Origin of the sequence: Pseudoxanthomonas putridarboris (genome assembly GCF_038321125.1) — a bacterium.
In the GTDB taxonomy this organism is placed as follows: Bacteria; Pseudomonadota; Gammaproteobacteria; order Xanthomonadales; family Xanthomonadaceae; genus Pseudoxanthomonas_A; species Pseudoxanthomonas_A putridarboris.
The window spans coordinates 1-19449 of sequence record NZ_JBBWWT010000006.1 but is presented as its reverse complement, the minus strand read 5'-3'; the positions used below and the strand labels follow the sequence as shown (position 1 = coordinate 19449).

The following is a 19449-nucleotide window of genomic DNA, read 5'->3' as shown; positions in this document are numbered from 1 at the left end:
AATGGTAGCCTGACCGTCATCGGACGGTCTTCCCGCTGTCCCATGGTCGAAACATGCCCCTGCTGGTCGATACCCACGAGACGCCGTCCTTTTCGGGCATGCCCGGCGTACTCTGGGCGTATCGCTTCGACGCCACCGGCCATGCCGAGGCCGTGGACGCGGAATCCATCGCCTTCGACCCCCTGCTGGCATCCTGCCCTTCGCCCGGTTGGCTCTGGCTGCACCTCAACCTGAGCGATGCGCGCAGTGCACAGCTGGTCGCGCGGCTTCCGCTGGACGAGGACGCGCGCGGCACGCTGCTGTCGCACGATACCCACGTGAGCCTGCAACTGGACGACGAGGCGGCGCATGGCGTGCTGGTCGACTGGCCGCACCAGCGCGGCGTCGACCTGGGCATGGAAACCGGGTTGCGCGGCGATGACGGCCTGGGCTGGGTGCATTTCGCGCTGACGCCGCGGCTGCTGGTCACCGCGCGGCGGCAGGCCCTGCGTTCGGTCGAAACCACGCGCCGCCAGGTCGGCGCCGGCACGCGCATGGCCTCGCCGGTGCGCCTGCTGGAAGCCGTCGTCGACCACTTCGCCGACGTGGTGGAACGCACCACCGACGGACTGGCCGAGCGGCTGGACCGCATCGAGGACCGCGTGCTGGCCGACAGCATCGGCGAGGAGCGGCGCGACCTGGCGCTGCTGCGCCACCAGGCCGTGCGCCTGCACCGGCCGCTGACCGCGATGCGGCGCGTGCTCAAGCAGTTCGAGCAACGCCACCCGGCCGACGAGCACGAACTGCTGCCGGCGGTTTCGCGGCTGACCCAGCGCTTCGACGACCTGGATGGCGATGTCTCCACCCTGCAGGAGCGCGCGCGCCTGTTGCAGGACGAAGTGGCCGCCAAGCTGGCCGAACGCACCAACCGCCATCTCTACGTGCTGTCGATGATCACCGCATTGCTGCTGCCGCCCAGCCTGGTGGTCGGTGTGTTCGGGATGAACCTGCAGGGCCTGCCCTTCGAGCGCAGCGCGCATGGCGTGGCGCTGGCGCTCATGCTCGGCGGCGCATCCAGCCTGGCGGTGTACCTGGTACTGCGGCGCATGGGCGTGGCGCGTTCCACCTAGCCGAAGAGCCCAACTACCGGAACCGCCCGACCGGGCATGGGTCCCGCGCTATCCTAGCGGCCTGATGACGCTTCCCCTCCGCGCCGCCACCCGCTACGTCACCCCGCTGCGCGAAGGCGGCTCGATGCCCGCCGTGGTCGAGGCCGACGACGACGGCCTGTACGTGTTGAAGTTCCGCGGCGCCGGCCAGGGGCCCAAGGCGCTGGTGGCCGAACTGATCGCAGGCGGCCTGGCGCAGGCGCTGCAACTGCCGATGCCCGAGATCGTGCTGATGGAACTGGACCCCGACCTGGCGCGGACCGAGGGCGACCCGGAGATCCAGGACCTGATCCGCGCCAGCGCCGGATTGAACCTGGCGATGGACTACCTGCCCGGCGCGGTCAACTTCGATCCCGTCGCCGAGCAGCCCGATGCCGAGCTGGCCTCGCGCATCGTCTGGTTCGACGCCTTCATCAGCAACGTGGACCGCACCGCGCGCAACACCAACCTGCTGGTGTGGCACCGCCAGTTGGAACTGATCGACCATGGCGCCGCGCTGTATTTCCACCATGGCTGGGATGGCGACACCACGAACGCCGCGCGCCCCTTCGCGCTGATCCGCGACCACGTGCTGCTGCGCTGGGCCACGCGGCTGGCCGACGTGGATGCGGAGATGGCGGCCCTGCTGGGCGACGACGTGATCGGCGGGATCGTGGCGCAGGTGCCCGATACCTGGCTGGAAGGACCCGACAGTTTCGGCGATCCCGCCGCGCAGCGCGCAGCGTACGTGTCTTACCTGACGCAGCGGCTGGCACGGCGCGAGGGTTTCGTGCAGGAGGCGATCCGTGCGCGCGCATGATACCTACGACTACGCGGTGATCCGCGTGGTCCCGCGCGTGGAGCGCGAGGAGTTCGTCAACGTCGGCATCATCCTGTCGTGCGAAAGGACCGCCTTCCTGGAAGCGCGCATCGAACTGGACGAGACGCGCCTGCGCGCGCTCGACCCCGCCCTGGACATCGAATTGCTGCGCCGCCACCTGGACACCATTCCCGCCATCTGCCGTGGCGGCGAGGCGGCCGCGCCGATCGGCCTGCTGCCGCAGCGCGCGCGCTTCCACTGGCTGACCGCCAAGCGCAGTTCCATCATCCAGACCTCGCCGGTGCACATGGGCAAGTGCGGCGACCTGCCGGCCACGCTGGAGCGCCTGATGGACCGCATGGTGCGGGTGAAGCCCGCGGCGCCCGCGCCATGAGCGTCTACGTGGACGATGCGATCACGCTGTGGCGTGGCCGCCGCTGGGCCCACATGATGGCCGACACGCTGGGCGAACTGCATGCGATGGCCAAGCGCCTGGGCATTCCAAGGCGTGCGTTCCAGGACAAGGCCAGCGGCGCGCACTACGACCTGACGGTGGAACTGCGCGAGGAGGCGTTGCGCCTGGGCGCGATCGCCATCTCCCGCCACCGCGACCGCGACCAGGTCCGCGCCGTCATCCGCAACGCGCGGGCGCAATGGAGCGGCGCGGGGCGCGGCGAATCCCGGGAACCGGCCACCCCATCGTAGAGCGGAGCCTGCTCCGCCCCGGACTGTCCGTCAGAGCCGCTCCGCCGTACCGGTGCGGATCGCCTCGTCGATGACGCGATCCACTTCGCGCTGCATCGCCTTGGAGGCGGCTTCCTGCTTGCGCGCCAGGGCTTCCTGTTGGCGCGCCAGCGGCTCCTGCTGCCGGGCGAGGGCTTCCTGTTGCTTCGCCAGGACTTCCTGCTCCCTGGACAGCGCTTCCGTCCGGCGCGCGAATTCCTCTTCCTGCGCAGCACGGCCATCGCGCCGCTGGCCCATGGTCGCTTCGGCGCGCTGCACGGACAGCGCCGCGATCTTCATGCCCAGTTCGCCCTGGCGCACGCCCAGTTCGCCCTGCTGCTTGCCCAATGCGCCCTGCTGTTCGCCCAGCGCACCTTGCTCCTGGCCCAGGGCTTCGATCGGCGCGTGCGCGGCCTTCAGGCGTTGCAGGGTCGCGGCATCGCGCACGACGTACTGCTGGCCGTCCTTGCGTATCCACAGCAAAGGCTCACCGCCGCGCTGCAGCTGCTTGACGGTGCGGATGTCGTCGCTGTCGCCGTGCATGGTGACATGCTCTCCGTTGATCAGGATGTAGGAGTCGTCGCCGCGCGAGCTGCTCATGCTCCACATCGCCACGCTGCCTGCGCTCGACAGCGCGAGCGGCGACGGAGGCACGGGCGGGGGAGCAGGCGCGACGGCGGGTGGGACCGGAATGCCCGAGGCCGGCGGCACGGGCGGGATGGGCATGTCGCTGGCGCTGGTCACGCGGATGGGGCCAGGCGCCACGACCGGCGTCGGTGCGACGACGGGATTGGCCTGCGGCGCAACCGCGGGGCGCGCGACCACGGCGGGACGGGCGACCGGCGCCGGTGCGGCGGGCGCGCTGCTGGCCGTCACTCGGTAGGGCAGCGCGCCCAGCAACACGACGCCGATGGTCAGGGTGAGTGCGCTGGCGCGCAGGGGGGAAGCGGTGTGCTGCAACATCAGCAGTCTCCTCTTGAGGATGCGGAAGGTGGGAGAGGCGCCGGCCAGGGCCGGCGCAGGGGTTGGCGCCACGCCCAGCTTCACCAGCAGGCGTCCGTAGTCGTGCGGCGCATGGCGCGGATCGGCCATCACCGCGGCATCGCAGGCGGCTTCGCGGGCGAAGGCGTATTCGCGCACCGCCAGGTGGGCCAGCGGATGGAAGAAGAACAGGTGCTGCGCCAGCGCCGGCAACCAGCCCCACCATAGATCGCGACGCTTGAAGTGGGTCAGTTCGTGGTGCAGGGCCATCCGCAGGTCGCCACCGCTCATGCGCGCCAGTTGCCGCGCCGGCAGCAGCAGCACCGGCCGCCACGGACCCGCCAACTGCGGCGAGTCGATCGCATCGCTGATGCGCAGCGCCGGCAGCCGCACGATGCCGAGTTCCGCGCCCAGGGCCAGGTAGGCCGCTTCCACCGCGGGGATCCGGCAGGCCCGCGACAGCGCGATGGCGCGCCGCAGCCGCATGAAGTCGCGCACGCTGCGCGCCAGCAACAGGCCGACGCCCAGGCACCACGCCAACGCCAGGGTCAATTGCCATGAAACGCCGCTCCACGACGAAACCGCGGCAGGATCGGTCGGCGACGCGATCACGCCGTTGCCTGCGACGGCGGACTGGACCTCGGGTGTCGCCGCGGCCACCTGCGCCATCTGCACGACCGGTGCGGGATCGGCCGGCAACAGCGGCAGGCCGACCGGCGACGGCCACAGCAGACCGATCACCATCTGCGTGGCCACCAGCCACCACAGCCAGCAACGCGTGCCGGCATCCAGCCGCGGCAGATAACGGCACAGCGCCCACACCAGCGCGCCCAGCACCAGCGCCTGCGCGCTGGCGGCCAGCAGTCGCGACAACAGCAGATCAGCCCATGCGAACACGTCCATGTCAGCTCTCCTTCCGCTTGGACTGCAGGTTGGCGACCAGCGCTTCCAGTTCGGCCAGTTCGTCGTCGCTGACCTCGGTGCGCTCGGACATCCACGCCACGAACGGCGACAGCGAGCCTTGCAGAGTCTTCTCGACGAAGCTGCCCACCGCATGCCGCATCACGTCGCCGGACTGCGCCACCGGCGCGTAGCGGTAGACGCCACCCACCTGCCGGCGGCGCAGGTAGGCCTTGGCGCGCAACCGTTCCATCATGGTCAGCACGGTGGAGCGCGCCAGCCCGCGCGGCTCGCCGAAGGCGGCGGCGACTTCGCCCACGCTGGCGTCGCCGTGTTCGGACAGGTGCTGCAGCAGCGCCAGTTCCTGGTCACCGATGGACTTGCGGGGTTTTTCGGCCATGGACCATCTCGGGTTGCCTACACATGTAGTCAACATGCCCGTGACGACAGTTGTAGTCAAGCCTGCCGGAAGTCATTCCCCGCGCCATTCCGACGAACGGCGCCCCATGCCGTCGGCGGCCAGTCCCTCGCCGGGCCGGCCGGTACGGCTGGCCGCGATGCAGCACCCGCATCAATGCGCAGCCGAGGGCGCAGGGCGGCTGGCCGAATGGCGCCAGCCGCGCCGCTCAAGTAACCGGCCGCCGGGCCGATGCTGTGGAGACCCCACTGCCTGTCCGCGCCACCATGCTCATCATCGTTGGTTTCATCGTCGTGATCCTCAGCGTGCTGGGCGGCTACCTGGGCTCGCACGGCAAGCTGGGCGCGCTGTGGCAGCCGTTCGAGCTGGTCATCATCGGCGGCGCCGCGCTGGGCGCGTTCCTGACCAGCAATCCGATGAAGGTGGTGAAGGGCACGCTTTCCGCCACGCTGTCCGTCTTCAAGGGCGCCAAGTACAAGTCGTCCGACTACCTGGACGTGCTGACGCTGATCCACGAGATGCTCAACAAGGCGCGCCGCGACGGCTTCATGTCGCTGGAAGAACACATCGAGAACCCGGCCAACAGCGCGCTGTTCGCCAAGTATCCCAAGGTGCTGGCCGACCACCACCTGCTCGACTTCCTGACCGAATGCCTGCGCCTGATGGTGGGCAGCAACATCGAGCCGCACGAGCTGGAACCGCTGCTGGAACTGGAGCTGGAGAAGCACCACCACGAAGCGATGGCGCCGGCGCATGCGCTGGCCAAGGTGTCCGACGGCCTGCCCGGCTTCGGCATCGTCGCCGCGGTGCTGGGCATCATCGTCACCATGGGCTCGATCGGCGGCGATATCGCCGCGGTCGGCGCGCACGTGGCCGCCGCGCTGGTAGGCACCTTCCTGGGCATCCTGCTGGCGTACGGTTTCGTCTCGCCGCTGGCCGCCGCCATCGAGGCGCAGGTGGAGCAGGACAGCCGCATGTACGAATCGGTGAAGACCGCGCTGCTGGCCTGCCTGCGCGGCTACAACCCGGCGGTGGCGCTGGAGTTCGCGCGCAAGACCCTGCCTTCCGACGTGCGCCCGCCGTTCGCCCAGTTCGAGGCGCACCTCAAGGCCAACAAGTAAGCCACGGCGATGAGCGAACAGCGCCCCACCATCATCGTCCGCCGGGTCAAGAAGGTCGCCCGAGGCGGCCACCATGGCGGCTCGTGGAAAGTGGCCTACGCCGACTTCGTCACCGCGATGATGGCGTTCTTCCTGGTGATGTGGCTGATGGGCGCCACCACCAACAAGGAACGCGCGGCGATCTCGGAATACTTCCGCAATCCCAGCCCGCTGACCGGCAAGAGCTTCTCGCCCGCGCCCGGACCCGCCGGGCCCGGCGGCGCCAGCACGTCGATGATCAAGCTGGGCGGCACGATGGACATCCCGCGCGGCGATGCCAACGATCCGTTCGCCAGGCCGCCGGCCGATGCGCAGGCATTGTCGGAGCAGCAACAGAAGGCGCAGGAGAAGCAGCGGCTGGAAACGCTGATGCAGGCGCTGGAGGAAGCCATCGGCAAGAGCCAGGCGCTGGAACCGTTCAAGGACCAGCTGCTGCTGGACCTGACGCCCGAAGGCCTGCGCATCCAGATCGTCGACCAGCAGAACCGGCCGATGTTCGATCTCGGTAGCACCACGCTGAAGCCCTACACCCAGGCCATCCTGGCCGAGCTGGCGGGCTTCATCAACCAGGTTCCCAACCGCGTCAGCATCACCGGCCACACCGACATCACCGCCTACGCCGGCAACCGCGGCTACACCAACTGGGAACTCAGCGCCGAACGCGCCAACGCCGCGCGCCGCGCCCTGGTCGCCGGCGGCATGCACGAGGACAAGGTCTCGCGCGTCGTGGGATTGTCGTCGTCGGTGCTGTTCGACAAGCAGAATCCGCAGAACCCCATCAACCGCCGCATCAGCATCGTGGTAATGACCCGCGCCGCCGAGGCCGAGGCCGCGGGCGAAGGCAGCCTGCTGGCCCTGGGCAAGCCACGGGCGGATGCGGATGCCGCGCTGCCGTCGCCGGAAGCGCCGGCCACCGCCGCGGTCGTACCGGCGGCGCCGTCGATCCAGCCGGTCGTCTCGCCTCCCCGATGACCGATGTCGCCCGGCCTTTCCCTGTCGGCGAACGGGGGCGGCCGGAATCGACATCGCGCGCCCCATCCATGACGCGCGGATGCGTCAGGCGCTCGACCCCTTCAGCTCGATGGTGTTGCCGTCGGGATCATGCAAGTACAGCGACAGGCCGTCCCCTTCCGCGCCGAAGTTGACCTCCGCCGGCCCGGTCGGCGCGATGCCGAACCGCGCCAGATGCGCGACCAGCGCCGCTTCGTCGAACGGCTCCACGCGCAGGCACACATGATCGACGTTGCGCCCTTCGCTGCCCGCGGGCGCACCGCCGCGCGCACCCAGCCTCCCGTCCACGCCGACCAGGTCGATCATCGACGCGCCGGCCCGCAGATGCACCAGGCCCAGGTGGTCGCGGCGCCGCTCCACGGGGCAACCCAGCACGTCGCCATAGAATGCGATGCTGCGTTCCAGCTCGCGCACGCGCAGGACGAGATGGTCGATGCGCTGGATGTCGAATGGCCGTGTCATTTCCCGGTTCCTCGATGGGGGTATCTATCCCCTGCGACGAATGGCCACTGCCGGATTCGACATGCATCGCAGCCCGTTCCCGAATGATCCACCGACCTGCAGCCGCCGATGCGGCGGATTCACGTGATGTCGATGTCGAAATGCATGACGTCCTCGCACGTGCCGAGCCTGGCATACAGCGCGATGGCCGGATCGTCGCCATGGTCGGCCTGCACGCAGATCACGCAGGCGCTCCGTCCGACGCCGATCTTCCGGAGTTGCTCGATCATCTCGGTCGCGATTCCCTTCCGGTGATGCGCTTCGGCCACGGCCAGGTCGTAGATGTAGATCCCGCTGCGCGCCTGCTCGAACTTGGGCAGCACGTAGGCGACGATGCCCCCGACCACGTCGCCGCCGTCCAGCGCCACCAGCGCGATGAAGGTGTCGCTGTCCAGCAGACGCTGGAATACACCTCGTCCGGCTGCGCGCGGATGTAGGCATCCACCTGGTCGAAGGCGGCGCGAACATCGTCAGCATGTCGCGCATCAGCGCGATGTCGCGGGAGCGAGAGCATGCGCGGTGATCATCGGGCGATATAAGGCTGGTCCAGCGCACAGCCGGCACCGCAGTGGCCTACGCCCGGATCAGGCCGGAAATTTCATCCACTTGGCCGCAGCCAGCATGACGGCTATCAGCGCAATGCGGCTGGCGAGAGCAAACCTGGCCCACTGGTCGTCCGGTGTCCTTGCGAAGGACAAGAATACGAACATCAAAGGTGCAAGCAGGTCCATGGCCAGTTCCAACGGGTGCCATGGCACCCAAGCCTGGCCGACGATCGCGCAGATGGCGGCGCAGGCGAGGAATGCAAGGCGTGCCCAAGCGGGGAATGCCTTTACGGGTTTCAAGGTTTCGCTCATGGGGCAAACACCTTTATCAAGCTGACCGGCGAAGCGGCTTCGGCTTGAATGAATTGTTGGGCCCCGTGGCCACTAGTCTTTCTCAGCCTTCCGCATTGCTGCCGCCACAAGACGAAGGCTGAGCAAGAACGCCATCGAAGCAGCAGCGAGTGCCACGCCAATAATGACAATCACAAACAGTGGAGCTTCGCCCTGAAGATACACTTGAAGGTGGGCGAAGAATGCAACGTATGCGAGGCATGCGGCAAACCCCCAGGCGCCGCAGAGCAGGCCAGAAGCCGACGATGGCCGGACTCGGAGTGAGACCGTTCCCGAGTAGACCAAGAGCCCCACGGTCACGTAATCGACAAGGAGCAACGGAAGAAACTGACCAAACTGGATGTGATAGAGCGTTTCCAGCAAGAAGTGCACGCCTGCCCCGACAAGCGAGAACCACGCGAGAGCAGTTTCCAGCCTTCTCGTATCCATGATGTCCACCTCAGGGGCCTAACGCCTGAATCAGGCCGCGCCGCGAAGCGGCGTCGCATCGATACGTCGTGCGACATAACTGACTCCGATATTCGCGAGCGCAATTCCCTACCAAGCTAATCTTACGCCTGAACTAAGTCGCGCCTCAAAGCGACGTCGGCTTGAATGAATTGTCAGGTGTCATTGTCACGAGACTTTATGGCTTTGAGCCTGCGGCGACGCACTATCCAAATGACTATTGCAAGCGAGAGCAATCCAACGTATGGCCCAAACCGGCTTATGAGCAGGCCAACGGAAGAACCAAGCCTGTGGCCCAAGCTATAGCCGGCCTCATAGGAGCCTGAACTAGCGATTGCCAGAACAGGAGCAAGGAGTGCAGTGGCAAGAAGTGCCAGTACGGCTATTTTTCTCATGGGCATCCCTCACTCTCCATATGATGTCTAACGCCTGAATCGAACCGCGCCGCGAAGCGACGTCAGCTTGAATGAACTGTCAGGCGGCACCTGACTTGCTACCACCCGCAATGTGCCAGATGACTCCTATAACCAAACCAATGATACCTATGCCGAATGCGACCGCAGCGGAGGTGGGTGTCTTTCCGCTGAGGTAGTAGATGCCAATGCCGATAGCTGCAGCAACTCCCAGAGGAATCACGATCCTACGAACAAAAAACAGCTCTAAGAAGTCAGCGAGATCTAAAGCCACTATGGGTTCTCCTGCCGCCCAAAGCCTGAATTAAGCCGACCGGCGAAGCCGGTTCGGCTTGAATGAATTGTTAGGCCTCTCGCTTGGTATAGACGAGTTGACTAGACCGAGCAAGTGCCTGATGAATTGTAGGAGTTTCCTCGCCACGATATTGCTAAAGATCGATGGTGAACGGCAGAAGAGCGGCTAGTTCCTCCTCCCAACCGTCGGCATCAAACATCCAGGTTGCGAGGCCGCCGCTCTCGTCCATGCCGTTGGCAGCGGTCAAGTCCAGTTGAATCGCAATGTCTAGATCGCTATCGGCGCGGTGATCTCCACGGGCGCGGCTGCCAAAAATCCACAACCGGGCGACTAGCGGCTTGTTTGCTGCCCAGTCTGAAAGAGATTGGCGAACATCCGTAATGTCCATGAGAGGCCTAACTACTTCATAGACCCCGAATCCGGGGCGTTGCACCGTATGGTTGAGCGAGGCAAGGAGGTGCGTCAAGGAAAAACCCTTCCTGTACCAAGCCCTTGCACGACCCTCAAGGGAGAGCGATACGGATGGGCCAGCTTGCAATTCGTCGTGGTCGAGGGCTTATGAGTCACCCCCAGGGATATGGGTGTAATGGAGGCGGCGGGCAGCGCCTGACAGGCCGGTTGATGGGTGGTTTTCCCACACATCCCAGAACTTCCGGGGACACGACCCGCTGCATTTCAACCATCGGTCTTGCGGGACACGCGCTGACGTCAAGAAGAAGGACCACTGCTCACGCGGGACACAGCGCCCCGGGCAACAAATGCTCTACTGCTGCTGACTACCGTCTTCGGGCCAAAGGAGGGGAACGGAAGAGTCTCGCGGTCAACCGCCCGAGCGCACCAAGGGTGCGACGCCGCGCGCACGGGGATCGAAGCGGGAGCCGACCACGGCGATGGCGGTGTCGCCCTGAGCCCAGTACTGCGCCAGCAGTCCGCCGTCGTTGCGCGCGCCTTCGCGCATGCGCTGCGTGCGCGGCCTGAGGTAGACGCCCAGCGTTCCGCCCTGCCCATCCACATAGACCAGCATCGCCGCCGCGCCTTCGGGCGTGGAGAGCACGCGGGCGCCGTACAGTGCGTAGCCTTGCGCGCTCAGGTCAGGAATCCGCCCGGCCTCGTCGAAGTGACGCGACAGCCAGTCCTGCAGTCCGCCGATGCGATCGCCCTCGAAATCCATCGACACCGGCTGGCTCGCGAACATGCGATACGCCGTCACCGCGTCGGCCATCGGCAGGTTGTCGCCGGCCGTTTGCGTACCCCGCAGTTGCCAGCCGCCCAGTCCGCCCAGCCCCAGCGCGAGTACCAGCACTGCGGCCTGCGCCAGACGGGTGCGCCGTTGCGCACGCAGTCGCTGCCGTATCCGGACCGGATCCAGCCACGGCGCGTCGGGCAGCGCAGCGGTATGGCCCCAGGTCGAGCGCAACTGATCGGCATCGCGCTTCCACGCCCGCACCTTCGCGCCCTCGTCGGGATGGGCGGCCAGCCAAGCGTCCACGGCCGCGCGCTCCGCGTCGGGCAATTGGCCGTCCACATAGGCATGCAGGCGATCCGGATCCATCGGGGAATGACTCATTTCAGTATCCGCAGGCGGGGAGTGGCCGCGTGGCCGTCGGTGTGCTGGCGCAGCTTCTCGCGGGCGCGTGCCAACCGCGACATCACGGTGCCGATGGGCACGCCCAGCGTGTCGGCGGCTTCGCGGTAGCTGAAGCCTTCCACACCGACCAGCATCAGCAGCGCGCGCTGTTCGTCGGGCAGGTGGGCGAACGCGGCCAGCGCGTCGCGTCCTTCGTTGACCCGCTCGGCCGAGGGTGCATGCGCCTCCTGCGCCAGCCCCACCCGCTCCAGCAGGTGCGTCCAGCGCCTGGCGCGGCGCCGCTCGTCGATGAACTGCCGGTACAGGATGGAGAACAGCCAGGGTTGCAGCGCCTGCTGCGTATGCCGCGACGGCCACCCGCGCAGCGCGCGTTCCAGCGTGGCCTGCACCAGATCGTCCGCCGCGCTGCCGTCGCCGCACAGCGAGCGCGCGAACTGGCGCAGACGCGGGATGAGCGCGCGCAGGCGGTCTTCGTCCTGGTCATCCATGGCGCAGGCTCGGCGAGGGAACGGGAAACGGGTTCATGCGGGTGGGACGTCCGGGAGCGGGGATTATTCCCCTGTCGGCGCCAGCGCGGCGTTATCGCCGGCACGGCACGGGAATAATGCGCCGGTCCGTTCGTCTTACGGGGGTTCCTGCCCACACGAGCCACGATGAACGCCTCCGACCCACGCCCCGCGCCGACGCCGGCCGATCCGCCCCCGGCGCCGCCTGCTCCGCATCGCCCCCGCCCCTGGCTGGCCTTGGCCGGCATCGGCGCCATCGCCTGCACGGCGGCCGCCGCCTTCGCCTGGACCGCCGGCTGGCTGGGCGGCGACCGCCTGACCGCGCAGGGTATGACCAACGCGATCGAAGCCACGGGCGCGGACCATCCTGGCTTCCGCCGCGCGCACGCCAAGGGCGTGTGCGTCAGCGGCACGTTCCAGGCCAGCGCGCAGGCCGAGGCGCTGTCCAGCGCACCGACGTTCTCGGGCGCGGCGCTGCCGGTGCTGGGCCGGCTGTCCATCGGCGGCGGCGATCCCCACGGCGCGGACAACAGCGCGCGCGTGCGCAGCCTGGCGCTGCGGATCGGCGACAACGACGGGCCGCAGTGGCGGATGGCGATGAACAGCTTCCCGTTCCTGGCCGTGGCCACACCCGAGGCGTTCCAGCAACAGAGCCTGGCCGCGCGCCCGGACCCGGCCACCGGCAAGCCGGACCCGGCGGCGATGGACGCGTTCCTGGCGACACATCCGCGCGCGCAGGCATTCCAGCAATGGGCCAAGCAGGCGCCCTGGTCCGACAGCTGGGCGAACACGCACTACAACAGCGTCAACGCCTTCCGTTTCACCGATGCCCACGGCACGACGCGACTGGTGCGCTGGACGATGCGCCCGCAGACACCGTTCCACGCGATGGATTCCGCGCAACGGCAGCGGGCCGATGCGGATTTCCTGGCAGAGGACCTGCGGGCGCGGCTGGCGCAGGGTCCGCTGCGCTGGGACATGGTGGTGACGGTGGCCGGACCGGGCGATGCGGTCGACGATCCCTCGCTGCCCTGGCCCGAATCGCGCGAGCAGGTCGTCGTGGGCACCCTGACGCTGGCGCAAGCCGAGCCGCAGGCCACCGGCGCCTGCCGCGACGTCAACTTCGACCCGCTGATCCTGCCGCCGGGCGTGGCGGCGTCGGACGATCCGATCCTGGCGGCGCGTTCGGCCGTCTATTCGCAGTCGTTCAATCGCCGCCAGCGCGAGATCGCGCTGAGACGCGCCGACGACGCCACCGGCAAGGAGCAGGCCCCATGAACACATCCACCCGCTTCAACGCCACCGCGCGCTTGCTGCACTGGCTGATGGCCGTGCTGATCGTGGCGATGCTGTTCATCGGCGTCGGCATGGTGACGTCGGTATCGCTGCGCCCATGGCTGATCGACCTGCACCGCCCGCTGGGCATCGCCCTGCTGGTGCTGGCGATGCTGCGCCTGGTCAACCGCCTGCGCCACCGTCCACCCGCCCTGCCCGCCTCGCTGCCCCGCTGGCAACAGGTCGCCGCCCACGCGTCGCACTGGCTGCTGTATGCGTTGATGCTGGCGATGCCGCTGATCGGCTGGGCGATGCTGTCAGCGGGCGGCTATCCGGTACAGATGACCGCCTCGTGGGTGCTGCCGCCGCTGGTCGGCCCCGACCCCACGCTGTACGCCCTGCTGCGCACCGCCCATGGCGCCCTGGCCTACCTGCTGTTCGCCACCGTGCTGCTGCATGTTTGCGCTGCCCTAATGCACGCCTGGGTGCATCGCGACGGCGTGTTCGCGTCGATGGCGCGGGGAGCGGGGCGTCTTCCCGAACAGGAGCAACCTGAGCAGTGATTTCGCCATCACCCCAAAAAACCGCGGACGCGAGGCACCGCCTGCGGATAAGGGCCATGCTGCCTGCCGTCAGAACGCGTCGCTGCCCGGCCGGATCTCCACGCCCATCACCGCGGCCAGCTGCTGCATGCCTTCGTCGTCGCGGCTGAGCGCCATCCAGCCCGCGTAGGCATCGCCGTCGGTGTTCCAGTTCCACAGGCTGTAGCCGTGCTCGCGCAGGCGGTCGTAGGCGGTGGCCATCAGCGCGGGCACGTCGGTGCCGTCGAGGAAATCCTCGTCGCTGGTGTCGCCGCCCCAGTCGATCTCGATGGCATAGCGCGCGGCCAGCTGGTTGATGCAGTCGATGAAGGATTCGGTGTCCTTCCAATCCACATGGAAGCCGGAGGTCCAGTCGATGGCGTCCTTCAGCGTCCACAGCACCTGGTCGGGTTCGATGCCGTCCTCGCCGCCCGCCTCGCGATAGGCGGCGAACTGGCGCAGCGCGGTTTCCTCGTCGCCGGGATTGATCAATACCAGCAGGTTCCACACCAGCGCCTCGGTGTCGTCCAGGTCCATCTCGTCCTCATCGTCGAAGGCCTGGCGGAAGTTGTCGTCGGGGTCGAATTCGTGGTCGGGACTGGACATGGCGTTCAAGCATCCAACGGGAGTGGCGCACATGGTGACGCCTGTGGCGGCAGGATGGAAAGCGCGCCCGTCGGCACGGCACCACCACGGCCGCGCGATGCCTGCGGTAGACGGTCGGCTCCATGCGCCGGCAAGCGGCCTGGCGAACCTCGCCGCATGACCGTGGACGCGCATCGGTTTATCCTTTGCCCCCTCGCCACCCGCCTGACCCGCAAACCGCCATGACCGATACGCCCCCCGACCACCTGGCCTCCGATCCGCGCAGCCCGTTCCACGATGCCGAGGCGCTGGACCGCGGCGTGGGCATCCGCTTCAACGGGGTGGAGCGCGACAACGTCGAGGAATACTGCGTCAGCGAAGGCTGGATCCGCGTGCCGGTGGGCAAGTCCAAGGATCGCCGCGGCAACCCGATGACGATGAAGGTCAAGGGCACGGTGGAAGCCTATTTCCGTTCGCCCGCCCCCTGACGGGCCGGCCGCCGCGAATGCACGCGGCCTGAACATCGCCGGCCGCCCGCGCGTGGCACAATCGCGGCCTGCACGGGCATGCCGGGAGGACGCATGAAGTTCCTGCTGATGGTCTACACCGACGACGAACTGCTGGAGGCGCTGCCTGCCGGGGCGTTCGACCAGATGATGCACGGCTGCATCACCCACGCCGACGAGCTGAAGGCGCAGGGCACGCTGCTGGGATCGGAGCAGTTGGAACACGGCAGTACCGCGCGCACCGTGCGCGTGCGCAACGGCCGCACCACCGTGGTCGACGGTCCGTTCGCCGAGACCAAGGAAATCCTGGGCGGCTTCAACCTGATCGAGGCCGACAGCATGGAGGACGCCGTGCGCATCGCGCAGGAATTCCCTTGGATCGGCACCGGCAGCATCGAGGTACGGCCTGTGCGCGACTTCGAGGCCGTGCGGCGGCGGGTGGGGGCGTAGCCCTACTTCGCCTTCGCGCCACCCAGGTGGCGGGAGAGGAAGTCGAGCAGCTTCGTGTAGTACTCGCGACGATGCGGCTCGGTATAGAAACCGTGACCCTCGGTGGGGAAGTACAGCGTTTCCACCGGCACACCCGCGGACTTCAATGCTTTCTCCATCCGCTCGCTGTGCGCGATGGGCGCGATGTCGTCCTTGCCACCGGCCGCCAGGAAGACCGGCACGCGGATGCGCGGCGCCAGCGCGGTGGGCGAGACACCGGCCAGGCTCGCGCGGTCCTCGCTGACCCATTCCCCTATCCAGTTGCGCACCGACTTGCTGCTGCGCGAATCCCGCTTGTGCATCAGCGCCAGATCGTACACGCCGACGTAGCCGGCCGCGCAGCGGTACAGGTCCGGCTCCTTGGCCACGCCCATCAACGCGGCATAGCCGCCATAGCTGGCGCCGTACAGGCAGATGCGTTGCGGGTCGGCGATCCCCTGCCCGATGGCCCAGCGGGTGGCGTCGGTGATGTCGTCCTGCATCGCCTTGCCCCACTCGCGCGCGCCCACCTGCAGGAAAGCGCGACCGTAGTTGCCGGAGCCGCGGAAGTTGATGCGCAGCACGGCATAGCCGGCGCGCGCCAGCATCTGCGCTTCGTCGCTGAATTCCCACTCGTCGAATACCCCGTACGGCCCGCCGTGCGGCATCACCACCAGCGGCAGCGGCATGCCTTGCCGATCGCGGGGCCGCGTCAGGTAGCCATGCAGAAGGGTGCCGTCGCGCGCGCGCAGCGAGACCGATTCGCTGGGCGACTGCATGGCCGGGTCCAGCCAGCTGCGGCGGCTGAAGATCAGGTCGGCATTGTGGCTGGCAGTGTCGAACAGGAAGAAATCGCCGGGACTGGTGTCGCTCCAGGTGTGGACGACCTTCAGGCGGCCATCCCGCGTGCCCGACGTGACCGCCACCGACTGCCCGGGGAAGGCGCGCTCGAGCTTGCGGTACAGCCGCGCCGTGTCGGAGGTGTCGTCGAAGAAGGCGGTGCGCAGCCCTTCGTGCATGAAGAAGCTTCCCTCCGGCGTGCGGCTGCCCGGTGCGTAGATGATGGAATACGGATCCACCACCGCATCGCGCAGTCGTTCCAGGCGTTCCCCGGTAGCGATATCCCAGGCCACCAGTGCGTCCGGTCCCTGGGCCTGCTCCACCTGCAGGTAGGCGGTGTGGCCATCGGCGGACAGGCCCAGCGGCCATTCCACGCGCTGGCTTTCCGCCTCGTCGTTGACGAGCTGCCACGGACTGCCGTTGTCGGCGCGGTGGTACAACTTGCTGACATTGTCGTCGCCAGAACCGACGGCAAAGCGGACGTGTCCCATCGCGTCGGTGACGAAGCTGGCGCGCCGCACCGGCGCGGTGGCGACGGCTTCGCGCCGCCCGTTGTGGATGTCCAGCTTTTCCACTCGGGTATTGGGTGTGGCGGTATCCAGCGCGAACACGCTGACCAGCACCTTGCGCGCTTCGCTGGGCAGCGTGTCGATCAGGTAGGCCGCCCGCGGCTGCGCCTCCCTGGCGTTGATGCCGTAGCGCGCGAATATCTGCCGCCGCTCGCTGCCGTCGGCGTTCACCGCATACAGTTCGCCCGTGGCGTAAGGCCGATCGCGCGAACCGAATTTCTCCGCCTTGGAGACCACGATGCGCTCGTCGCCGGCCCACCAGAAGTCGTCGATCACCGAGTCCCGCCCGGCGCCGATCTTGGTCGTCACCGCACCGTCCGAACGACGCATCACCGCCAGCACCGTCTCGTTCTCCAGTGGCACCGTCATCGCGTAGTACGCGCCGGTCGGCGAGATCTTCAGCGTTTCCAGCACGTCCTGCTTCAGGAACGGCGCCAGATCGACCTGCGCATGCGCCAGCGGCGCCAGCAGGCATCCCAGCAGGATGCCCGCCATCCTTCCTCCCCTTTCCCATGCCATGCCCGCCTCCTGTGGCATGCCCCCATGCCGTCGCGATTAAAGCGCATGCCGGCGCGGCTTTCCATGGCCGGGTTTCGCGAAGCCGGTCGTCTCAACCCGCCGGCATCGCGCCTTCGTCCATGTGGACGATTTCCCACAGGTGGCCGTCAAGGTCCTGGAAACCGCGCTGGTACATGAAACCGTAGTCCTTGGCCTCGATGGGTTCGCTGGCACCCGCGGCCAGCGCCTTGGCCAGCAGCGCATCGACGTCGGCGCGACTGTCGGCCGACAGGCAGACGATCACTTCCGTATGCGTGCGCGCGTCGCAGATCGCCTTGCGGGTGAAGCCCTGGAAGAACGGTTCCACCAGCAACATCACGTGGATGGTGTCGCTGATGACCAGGCACGCGGCCTGGTGGTCGGTGAATTGCGGATGGGTGTCGTAACCGAGCTGCCTGAAGAACGCCATGGAGGCGTCCAGGTCGCGGACGGGCAGGTTGACGAAGATCTGGGTGGTCATGCGGAATGCTCCGGAAGGAAGGGATCAGCGGTCCTGCGACTTGGCGTGCAGCCGCGAGGCCAGGCGCGCTTCCTGCTCGCGCAGATCGGGCGTCAGCGCCTCGCCGAAGTCGTCGGCCTCGAACACCGGGCGCAATTCGATCTCGGCGCCGCCATCGAACGGCGCGCGCTTGATCCACTCGATCGCTTCGTCCAGGCTGCGTACCTGCCACAGCCAGAAACCGGCGACCAATTCCTTGGTTCCGGGAAACGGTCCATCCACGACGGTGCGCCGCTTGCCTTCGAAACGGACGCGTGCGCCGCGGCGGCTGGGGTGCAGGCCCTCGCCGGCCAGCATGACGCCGGCCTTCACCAGGGCTTCGTTGAAGCGGCCCATCTCGGCCAGCAGTTCGGTAGCGGGCATCTCGCCGGCCTCGGATTCCGGGCTGGCCTTCACGATCACCATGACTTTCATCGTGTATCTCCTGTGTGGATGGCGGCCGGGTAATCCGGCGGCTTTCACTGGAGGCGACGAATGGAGATGGCGGGGATCGACATGGCCACGCGACCGTACTGGCCGGCGCATCCCTCACGATGGCTTTTCCGGCCGGGCGCCCCGCTTCGCCAAGATGATCCCTGTCCGGCCAGGCTGTCACTGATCCACTTCCAACTTCTTCTTGAGCGCCGTCGCGAGAACACCGGAAACATCGCCCTTGCTGTTCTCGAGAAAATCCGCGAACAGCTTCAGGTATCGCGGCGGCGTTCCGGTTTCCGCAACGGAGACCTTGAATGCCAACAGGGCCTGCGATGGTGCCACCGCCTCTCCGGCTGCCCGCTTCATCCGTGCCGACCGATGCCGGCGGGCCCCCTCGAATCCGGGAGGCAACGGCACTACCCGAGCCTGGCTCCAGTCCAGAGACATTACCTTGTCCGACTGGCAAGAACCTATCACTTGGTGAGTCTTCCGGTCGGCATCGCATCGGCCCGTTATCAGTGCATCCTGTTGAGGCGCGTTCATTCCTGACCGCCAGTGCCTCCCCCCCTGCTTGTCGTGGCTGATCCCATAAAGCTCGATATCGGCTGCCAGATCGATACGCTCCCCCGTTTCCTTTGGAGCGAACGCACCGACGTGGTAGCCCAATGGCAGGATACGCATCTCGCGCGCTCCCGCCTGCAGGATGAACGCCGTGGACGAAAGGACCGTGCATTCCGTGCCTACGCCCGACGATGGCTTCGGACATGCGAGGCGTTGTGCCAGGACGCAGGAAACCGGTTGCTCTTGACTCCCTCCCCACAGGCCGACCTCTCTCTGGTCTTGATAGGCCAATGGATTGCTGTAGATGGATGTGTGAGCCTCGATGCGTCGCTTGGCTCGCTCACTCATCCTTCCGATCCAACGCCCCACGAGCCAGTCGATGAAGATGCCGACGAACGCCGTACCAACTGAACGGGTTTCCAGTGGACTTTCCCCTTGCGTCCATCCGCACCTTGATTGGAGAGTGGAAGTCAGGTTTCCCATTTCCTGGATGTTCTTGTCGAGTGCGGAATTCTCCTTCACTCCATAGAACTGAATGACCCGCATTCCGGCAACTTGATTGGAATCGGCCTGGTGGGCGGCAAAACCGGGGGCGCCCATAGTCATCAGTACCAGCACAAGCAGCACTGCACCCAACTGCGACATTTTCATGTTGCCCTCCGGTCATCATGGGAAGTTGCGGATTGGCCTGCTGCCGGTTCCGTGGACACCCTCCTAATGTAGTCCCGCCTGTTTCTCGAACTCGATGGGGCTGACATAACCGATCGTCGAGTGCCGCCGCAGCGGGTTGTAGAACCGCTCGATGTA

At 67.1% G+C, this 19449-nt stretch carries 25 protein-coding genes and 1 pseudogene; 10 read left to right on the top strand and 16 right to left on the bottom strand.

From position 1 onward, the window contains the following. Positions 1 to 53: 53 nt before the first annotated feature. The 4 genes from AAD027_RS13305 (at position 54) to AAD027_RS13290 (ending at position 2652) form a co-directional block, all read left to right on the top strand. The gene (locus tag AAD027_RS13305) at positions 54 to 1109 is read left to right on the top strand and encodes a CorA family divalent cation transporter (RefSeq protein ID WP_341726511.1); all 1056 of its coding nucleotides are present in this window, start codon (positions 54 to 56) and stop codon (positions 1107 to 1109) included. Between the two features lie 64 nt (positions 1110 to 1173). Further along, positions 1174 to 1947 carry a HipA family kinase gene (locus AAD027_RS13300; RefSeq protein WP_341726510.1) on the top strand — a complete coding sequence of 258 codons (774 nt, stop codon included), beginning with the start codon at positions 1174 to 1176 and terminating at the stop codon, positions 1945 to 1947. Further along, complete coding sequence (locus AAD027_RS13295; protein ID WP_341726509.1) at positions 1934 to 2341, top strand: DUF3037 domain-containing protein; 408 nt, start codon at positions 1934 to 1936, stop codon at positions 2339 to 2341. Before AAD027_RS13300 ends, AAD027_RS13295 begins: the two co-directional genes overlap by 14 nt. Then, positions 2338 to 2652 (top strand): DUF4031 domain-containing protein, encoded by a 315-nt coding sequence (locus tag AAD027_RS13290; RefSeq protein WP_341726508.1) that lies wholly within the window; start codon positions 2338 to 2340, stop codon positions 2650 to 2652. Before AAD027_RS13295 ends, AAD027_RS13290 begins: the two co-directional genes overlap by 4 nt. A gap of 30 nt (positions 2653 to 2682) precedes the next feature. On the opposite strand, the gene AAD027_RS13285 is transcribed toward AAD027_RS13290, so the two are convergent. Both AAD027_RS13285 and AAD027_RS13280 read right to left on the bottom strand, forming a co-directional pair. Continuing rightward, on the bottom strand, positions 2683 to 4554 hold the full coding sequence (locus AAD027_RS13285; RefSeq protein WP_341726507.1) for a M56 family metallopeptidase: 1872 nt from the start codon (positions 4552 to 4554) through the stop codon (positions 2683 to 2685). A 1-nt stretch (position 4555) separates the two neighbouring features. After that, positions 4556 to 4951 carry a BlaI/MecI/CopY family transcriptional regulator gene (locus AAD027_RS13280; protein ID WP_341726506.1) on the bottom strand — a complete coding sequence of 132 codons (396 nt, stop codon included), beginning with the start codon at positions 4949 to 4951 and terminating at the stop codon, positions 4556 to 4558. 284 nt (positions 4952 to 5235) lie between these two features. Between AAD027_RS13280 and motA the strand changes: the two genes are divergently transcribed. Beyond that, entirely contained in the window at positions 5236 to 6090 is an 855-nt protein-coding gene (gene motA / locus AAD027_RS13275; protein ID WP_341726505.1) for a flagellar motor stator protein MotA, read from the top strand. 9 nt (positions 6091 to 6099) lie between these two features. After that, positions 6100 to 7101 carry a flagellar motor protein MotB gene (motB, locus tag AAD027_RS13270; RefSeq protein ID WP_341726504.1) on the top strand — a complete coding sequence of 334 codons (1002 nt, stop codon included), beginning with the start codon at positions 6100 to 6102 and terminating at the stop codon, positions 7099 to 7101. Positions 7102 to 7185: 84 nt separating this feature from the next. On the opposite strand, the gene AAD027_RS13265 is transcribed toward motB, so the two are convergent. The 8 genes and pseudogenes from AAD027_RS13265 to AAD027_RS13230 all read right to left on the bottom strand — a co-directional run bounded on the left by AAD027_RS13265 (position 7186) and on the right by AAD027_RS13230 (position 11768). Continuing rightward, positions 7186 to 7602 carry a VOC family protein gene (locus tag AAD027_RS13265; protein WP_341726503.1) on the bottom strand — a complete coding sequence of 139 codons (417 nt, stop codon included), beginning with the start codon at positions 7600 to 7602 and terminating at the stop codon, positions 7186 to 7188. Positions 7603 to 7721: 119 nt separating this feature from the next. Next, positions 7722 to 8095: pseudogene (locus AAD027_RS13260) on the bottom strand (GNAT family N-acetyltransferase); the annotation flags it as partial. 130 nt (positions 8096 to 8225) lie between these two features. Next, positions 8226 to 8498 (bottom strand): hypothetical protein, encoded by a 273-nt coding sequence (locus AAD027_RS13255; RefSeq protein WP_341726502.1) that lies wholly within the window; start codon positions 8496 to 8498, stop codon positions 8226 to 8228. 72 nt (positions 8499 to 8570) lie between these two features. Then, on the bottom strand, positions 8571 to 8966 hold the full coding sequence (locus AAD027_RS13250) for a hypothetical protein (RefSeq protein ID WP_341726501.1): 396 nt from the start codon (positions 8964 to 8966) through the stop codon (positions 8571 to 8573). A 492-nt stretch (positions 8967 to 9458) separates the two neighbouring features. Further along, complete coding sequence (locus AAD027_RS13245; protein WP_341726500.1) at positions 9459 to 9671, bottom strand: hypothetical protein; 213 nt, start codon at positions 9669 to 9671, stop codon at positions 9459 to 9461. Positions 9672 to 9825: 154 nt separating this feature from the next. Then, positions 9826 to 10158, bottom strand: a complete 333-nt coding sequence (locus AAD027_RS13240; protein ID WP_341726499.1) for a nucleotidyltransferase family protein — start codon at positions 10156 to 10158, stop codon at positions 9826 to 9828. A gap of 354 nt (positions 10159 to 10512) precedes the next feature. Continuing rightward, positions 10513 to 11259, bottom strand: coding sequence for an anti-sigma factor family protein (locus AAD027_RS13235; protein WP_341726498.1), 747 nt, complete (start codon positions 11257 to 11259; stop codon positions 10513 to 10515). Beyond that, positions 11256 to 11768 carry an RNA polymerase sigma factor gene (locus AAD027_RS13230; RefSeq protein WP_341726497.1) on the bottom strand — a complete coding sequence of 171 codons (513 nt, stop codon included), beginning with the start codon at positions 11766 to 11768 and terminating at the stop codon, positions 11256 to 11258. The genes AAD027_RS13235 and AAD027_RS13230 overlap by 4 nt, the downstream gene beginning before the upstream one ends. Before the next feature lie 165 nt (positions 11769 to 11933). Between AAD027_RS13230 and AAD027_RS13225 the strand changes: the two genes are divergently transcribed. Both AAD027_RS13225 and AAD027_RS13220 read left to right on the top strand, forming a co-directional pair. Further along, positions 11934 to 13064, top strand: a complete 1131-nt coding sequence (locus tag AAD027_RS13225) for a catalase family peroxidase (protein WP_341726496.1) — start codon at positions 11934 to 11936, stop codon at positions 13062 to 13064. After that, positions 13061 to 13624, top strand: a complete 564-nt coding sequence (locus AAD027_RS13220; protein WP_341726495.1) for a cytochrome b — start codon at positions 13061 to 13063, stop codon at positions 13622 to 13624. Before AAD027_RS13225 ends, AAD027_RS13220 begins: the two co-directional genes overlap by 4 nt. A 69-nt stretch (positions 13625 to 13693) precedes the next feature. Here AAD027_RS13220 and AAD027_RS13215 read toward each other — a convergent pair whose 3' ends face one another. Beyond that, a complete protein-coding gene (locus tag AAD027_RS13215) occupies positions 13694 to 14248 on the bottom strand; it encodes a DUF6630 family protein (RefSeq protein ID WP_341726494.1) in 555 nt (184 codons plus the stop codon). Positions 14249 to 14469: 221 nt separating this feature from the next. Between AAD027_RS13215 and AAD027_RS13210 the strand changes: the two genes are divergently transcribed. Further along, entirely contained in the window at positions 14470 to 14715 is a 246-nt protein-coding gene (locus tag AAD027_RS13210) for a DUF3297 family protein (protein WP_341726493.1), read from the top strand. A 93-nt stretch (positions 14716 to 14808) separates the two neighbouring features. Continuing rightward, on the top strand, positions 14809 to 15183 hold the full coding sequence (locus AAD027_RS13205) for a YciI family protein (protein ID WP_341726492.1): 375 nt from the start codon (positions 14809 to 14811) through the stop codon (positions 15181 to 15183). A 2-nt stretch (positions 15184 to 15185) separates the two neighbouring features. Here AAD027_RS13205 and AAD027_RS13200 read toward each other — a convergent pair whose 3' ends face one another. The 5 genes from AAD027_RS13200 to AAD027_RS13180 all read right to left on the bottom strand — a co-directional run. Beyond that, positions 15186 to 17105, bottom strand: coding sequence for an alpha/beta hydrolase family protein (locus AAD027_RS13200; protein ID WP_341726491.1), 1920 nt, complete (start codon positions 17103 to 17105; stop codon positions 15186 to 15188). Between the two features lie 115 nt (positions 17106 to 17220). Beyond that, positions 17221 to 17628: a VOC family protein gene (locus AAD027_RS13195; protein ID WP_341726490.1), complete on the bottom strand. Its 408-nt coding sequence runs from the start codon at positions 17626 to 17628 to the stop codon at positions 17221 to 17223. A gap of 24 nt (positions 17629 to 17652) precedes the next feature. Then, positions 17653 to 18081 (bottom strand): YciI family protein, encoded by a 429-nt coding sequence (locus AAD027_RS13190; protein ID WP_341726489.1) that lies wholly within the window; start codon positions 18079 to 18081, stop codon positions 17653 to 17655. 177 nt (positions 18082 to 18258) lie between these two features. Beyond that, positions 18259 to 19293: a hypothetical protein gene (locus AAD027_RS13185; RefSeq protein ID WP_341726488.1), complete on the bottom strand. Its 1035-nt coding sequence runs from the start codon at positions 19291 to 19293 to the stop codon at positions 18259 to 18261. Positions 19294 to 19356: 63 nt separating this feature from the next. Beyond that, on the bottom strand, positions 19357 to 19449 hold a 93-nt coding region (locus AAD027_RS13180; protein ID WP_341726185.1), incomplete at its 5' end, for an IS3 family transposase.

Coding starts and splice junctions, on each gene's coding strand:
- AAD027_RS13305 (WP_341726511.1), top strand. CDS start 54: ATGCCCCTGCTGGTCGATACCCACGAGACGCCGTCCTTTTCGGGCATG.
- AAD027_RS13300 (WP_341726510.1), top strand. CDS start 1,174: ATGACGCTTCCCCTCCGCGCCGCCACCCGCTACGTCACCCCGCTGCGC.
- AAD027_RS13290 (WP_341726508.1), top strand. CDS start 2,338: ATGAGCGTCTACGTGGACGATGCGATCACGCTGTGGCGTGGCCGCCGC.
- AAD027_RS13285 (WP_341726507.1), bottom strand. CDS start 4,554: ATGGACGTGTTCGCATGGGCTGATCTGCTGTTGTCGCGACTGCTGGCC.
- AAD027_RS13280 (WP_341726506.1), bottom strand. CDS start 4,951: ATGGCCGAAAAACCCCGCAAGTCCATCGGTGACCAGGAACTGGCGCTG.
- motA (WP_341726505.1), top strand. CDS start 5,236: ATGCTCATCATCGTTGGTTTCATCGTCGTGATCCTCAGCGTGCTGGGC.
- motB (WP_341726504.1), top strand. CDS start 6,100: ATGAGCGAACAGCGCCCCACCATCATCGTCCGCCGGGTCAAGAAGGTC.
- AAD027_RS13265 (WP_341726503.1), bottom strand. CDS start 7,602: ATGACACGGCCATTCGACATCCAGCGCATCGACCATCTCGTCCTGCGC.
- AAD027_RS13255 (WP_341726502.1), bottom strand. CDS start 8,498: ATGAGCGAAACCTTGAAACCCGTAAAGGCATTCCCCGCTTGGGCACGC.
- AAD027_RS13250 (WP_341726501.1), bottom strand. CDS start 8,966: ATGGATACGAGAAGGCTGGAAACTGCTCTCGCGTGGTTCTCGCTTGTC.
- AAD027_RS13235 (WP_341726498.1), bottom strand. CDS start 11,259: ATGAGTCATTCCCCGATGGATCCGGATCGCCTGCATGCCTATGTGGAC.
- AAD027_RS13230 (WP_341726497.1), bottom strand. CDS start 11,768: ATGGATGACCAGGACGAAGACCGCCTGCGCGCGCTCATCCCGCGTCTG.
- AAD027_RS13225 (WP_341726496.1), top strand. CDS start 11,934: ATGAACGCCTCCGACCCACGCCCCGCGCCGACGCCGGCCGATCCGCCC.
- AAD027_RS13220 (WP_341726495.1), top strand. CDS start 13,061: ATGAACACATCCACCCGCTTCAACGCCACCGCGCGCTTGCTGCACTGG.
- AAD027_RS13215 (WP_341726494.1), bottom strand. CDS start 14,248: ATGTCCAGTCCCGACCACGAATTCGACCCCGACGACAACTTCCGCCAG.
- AAD027_RS13210 (WP_341726493.1), top strand. CDS start 14,470: ATGACCGATACGCCCCCCGACCACCTGGCCTCCGATCCGCGCAGCCCG.
- AAD027_RS13205 (WP_341726492.1), top strand. CDS start 14,809: ATGAAGTTCCTGCTGATGGTCTACACCGACGACGAACTGCTGGAGGCG.
- AAD027_RS13200 (WP_341726491.1), bottom strand. CDS start 17,105: ATGGCGGGCATCCTGCTGGGATGCCTGCTGGCGCCGCTGGCGCATGCG.
- AAD027_RS13195 (WP_341726490.1), bottom strand. CDS start 17,628: ATGACCACCCAGATCTTCGTCAACCTGCCCGTCCGCGACCTGGACGCC.
- AAD027_RS13190 (WP_341726489.1), bottom strand. CDS start 18,081: ATGAAAGTCATGGTGATCGTGAAGGCCAGCCCGGAATCCGAGGCCGGC.
- AAD027_RS13185 (WP_341726488.1), bottom strand. CDS start 19,293: ATGAAAATGTCGCAGTTGGGTGCAGTGCTGCTTGTGCTGGTACTGATG.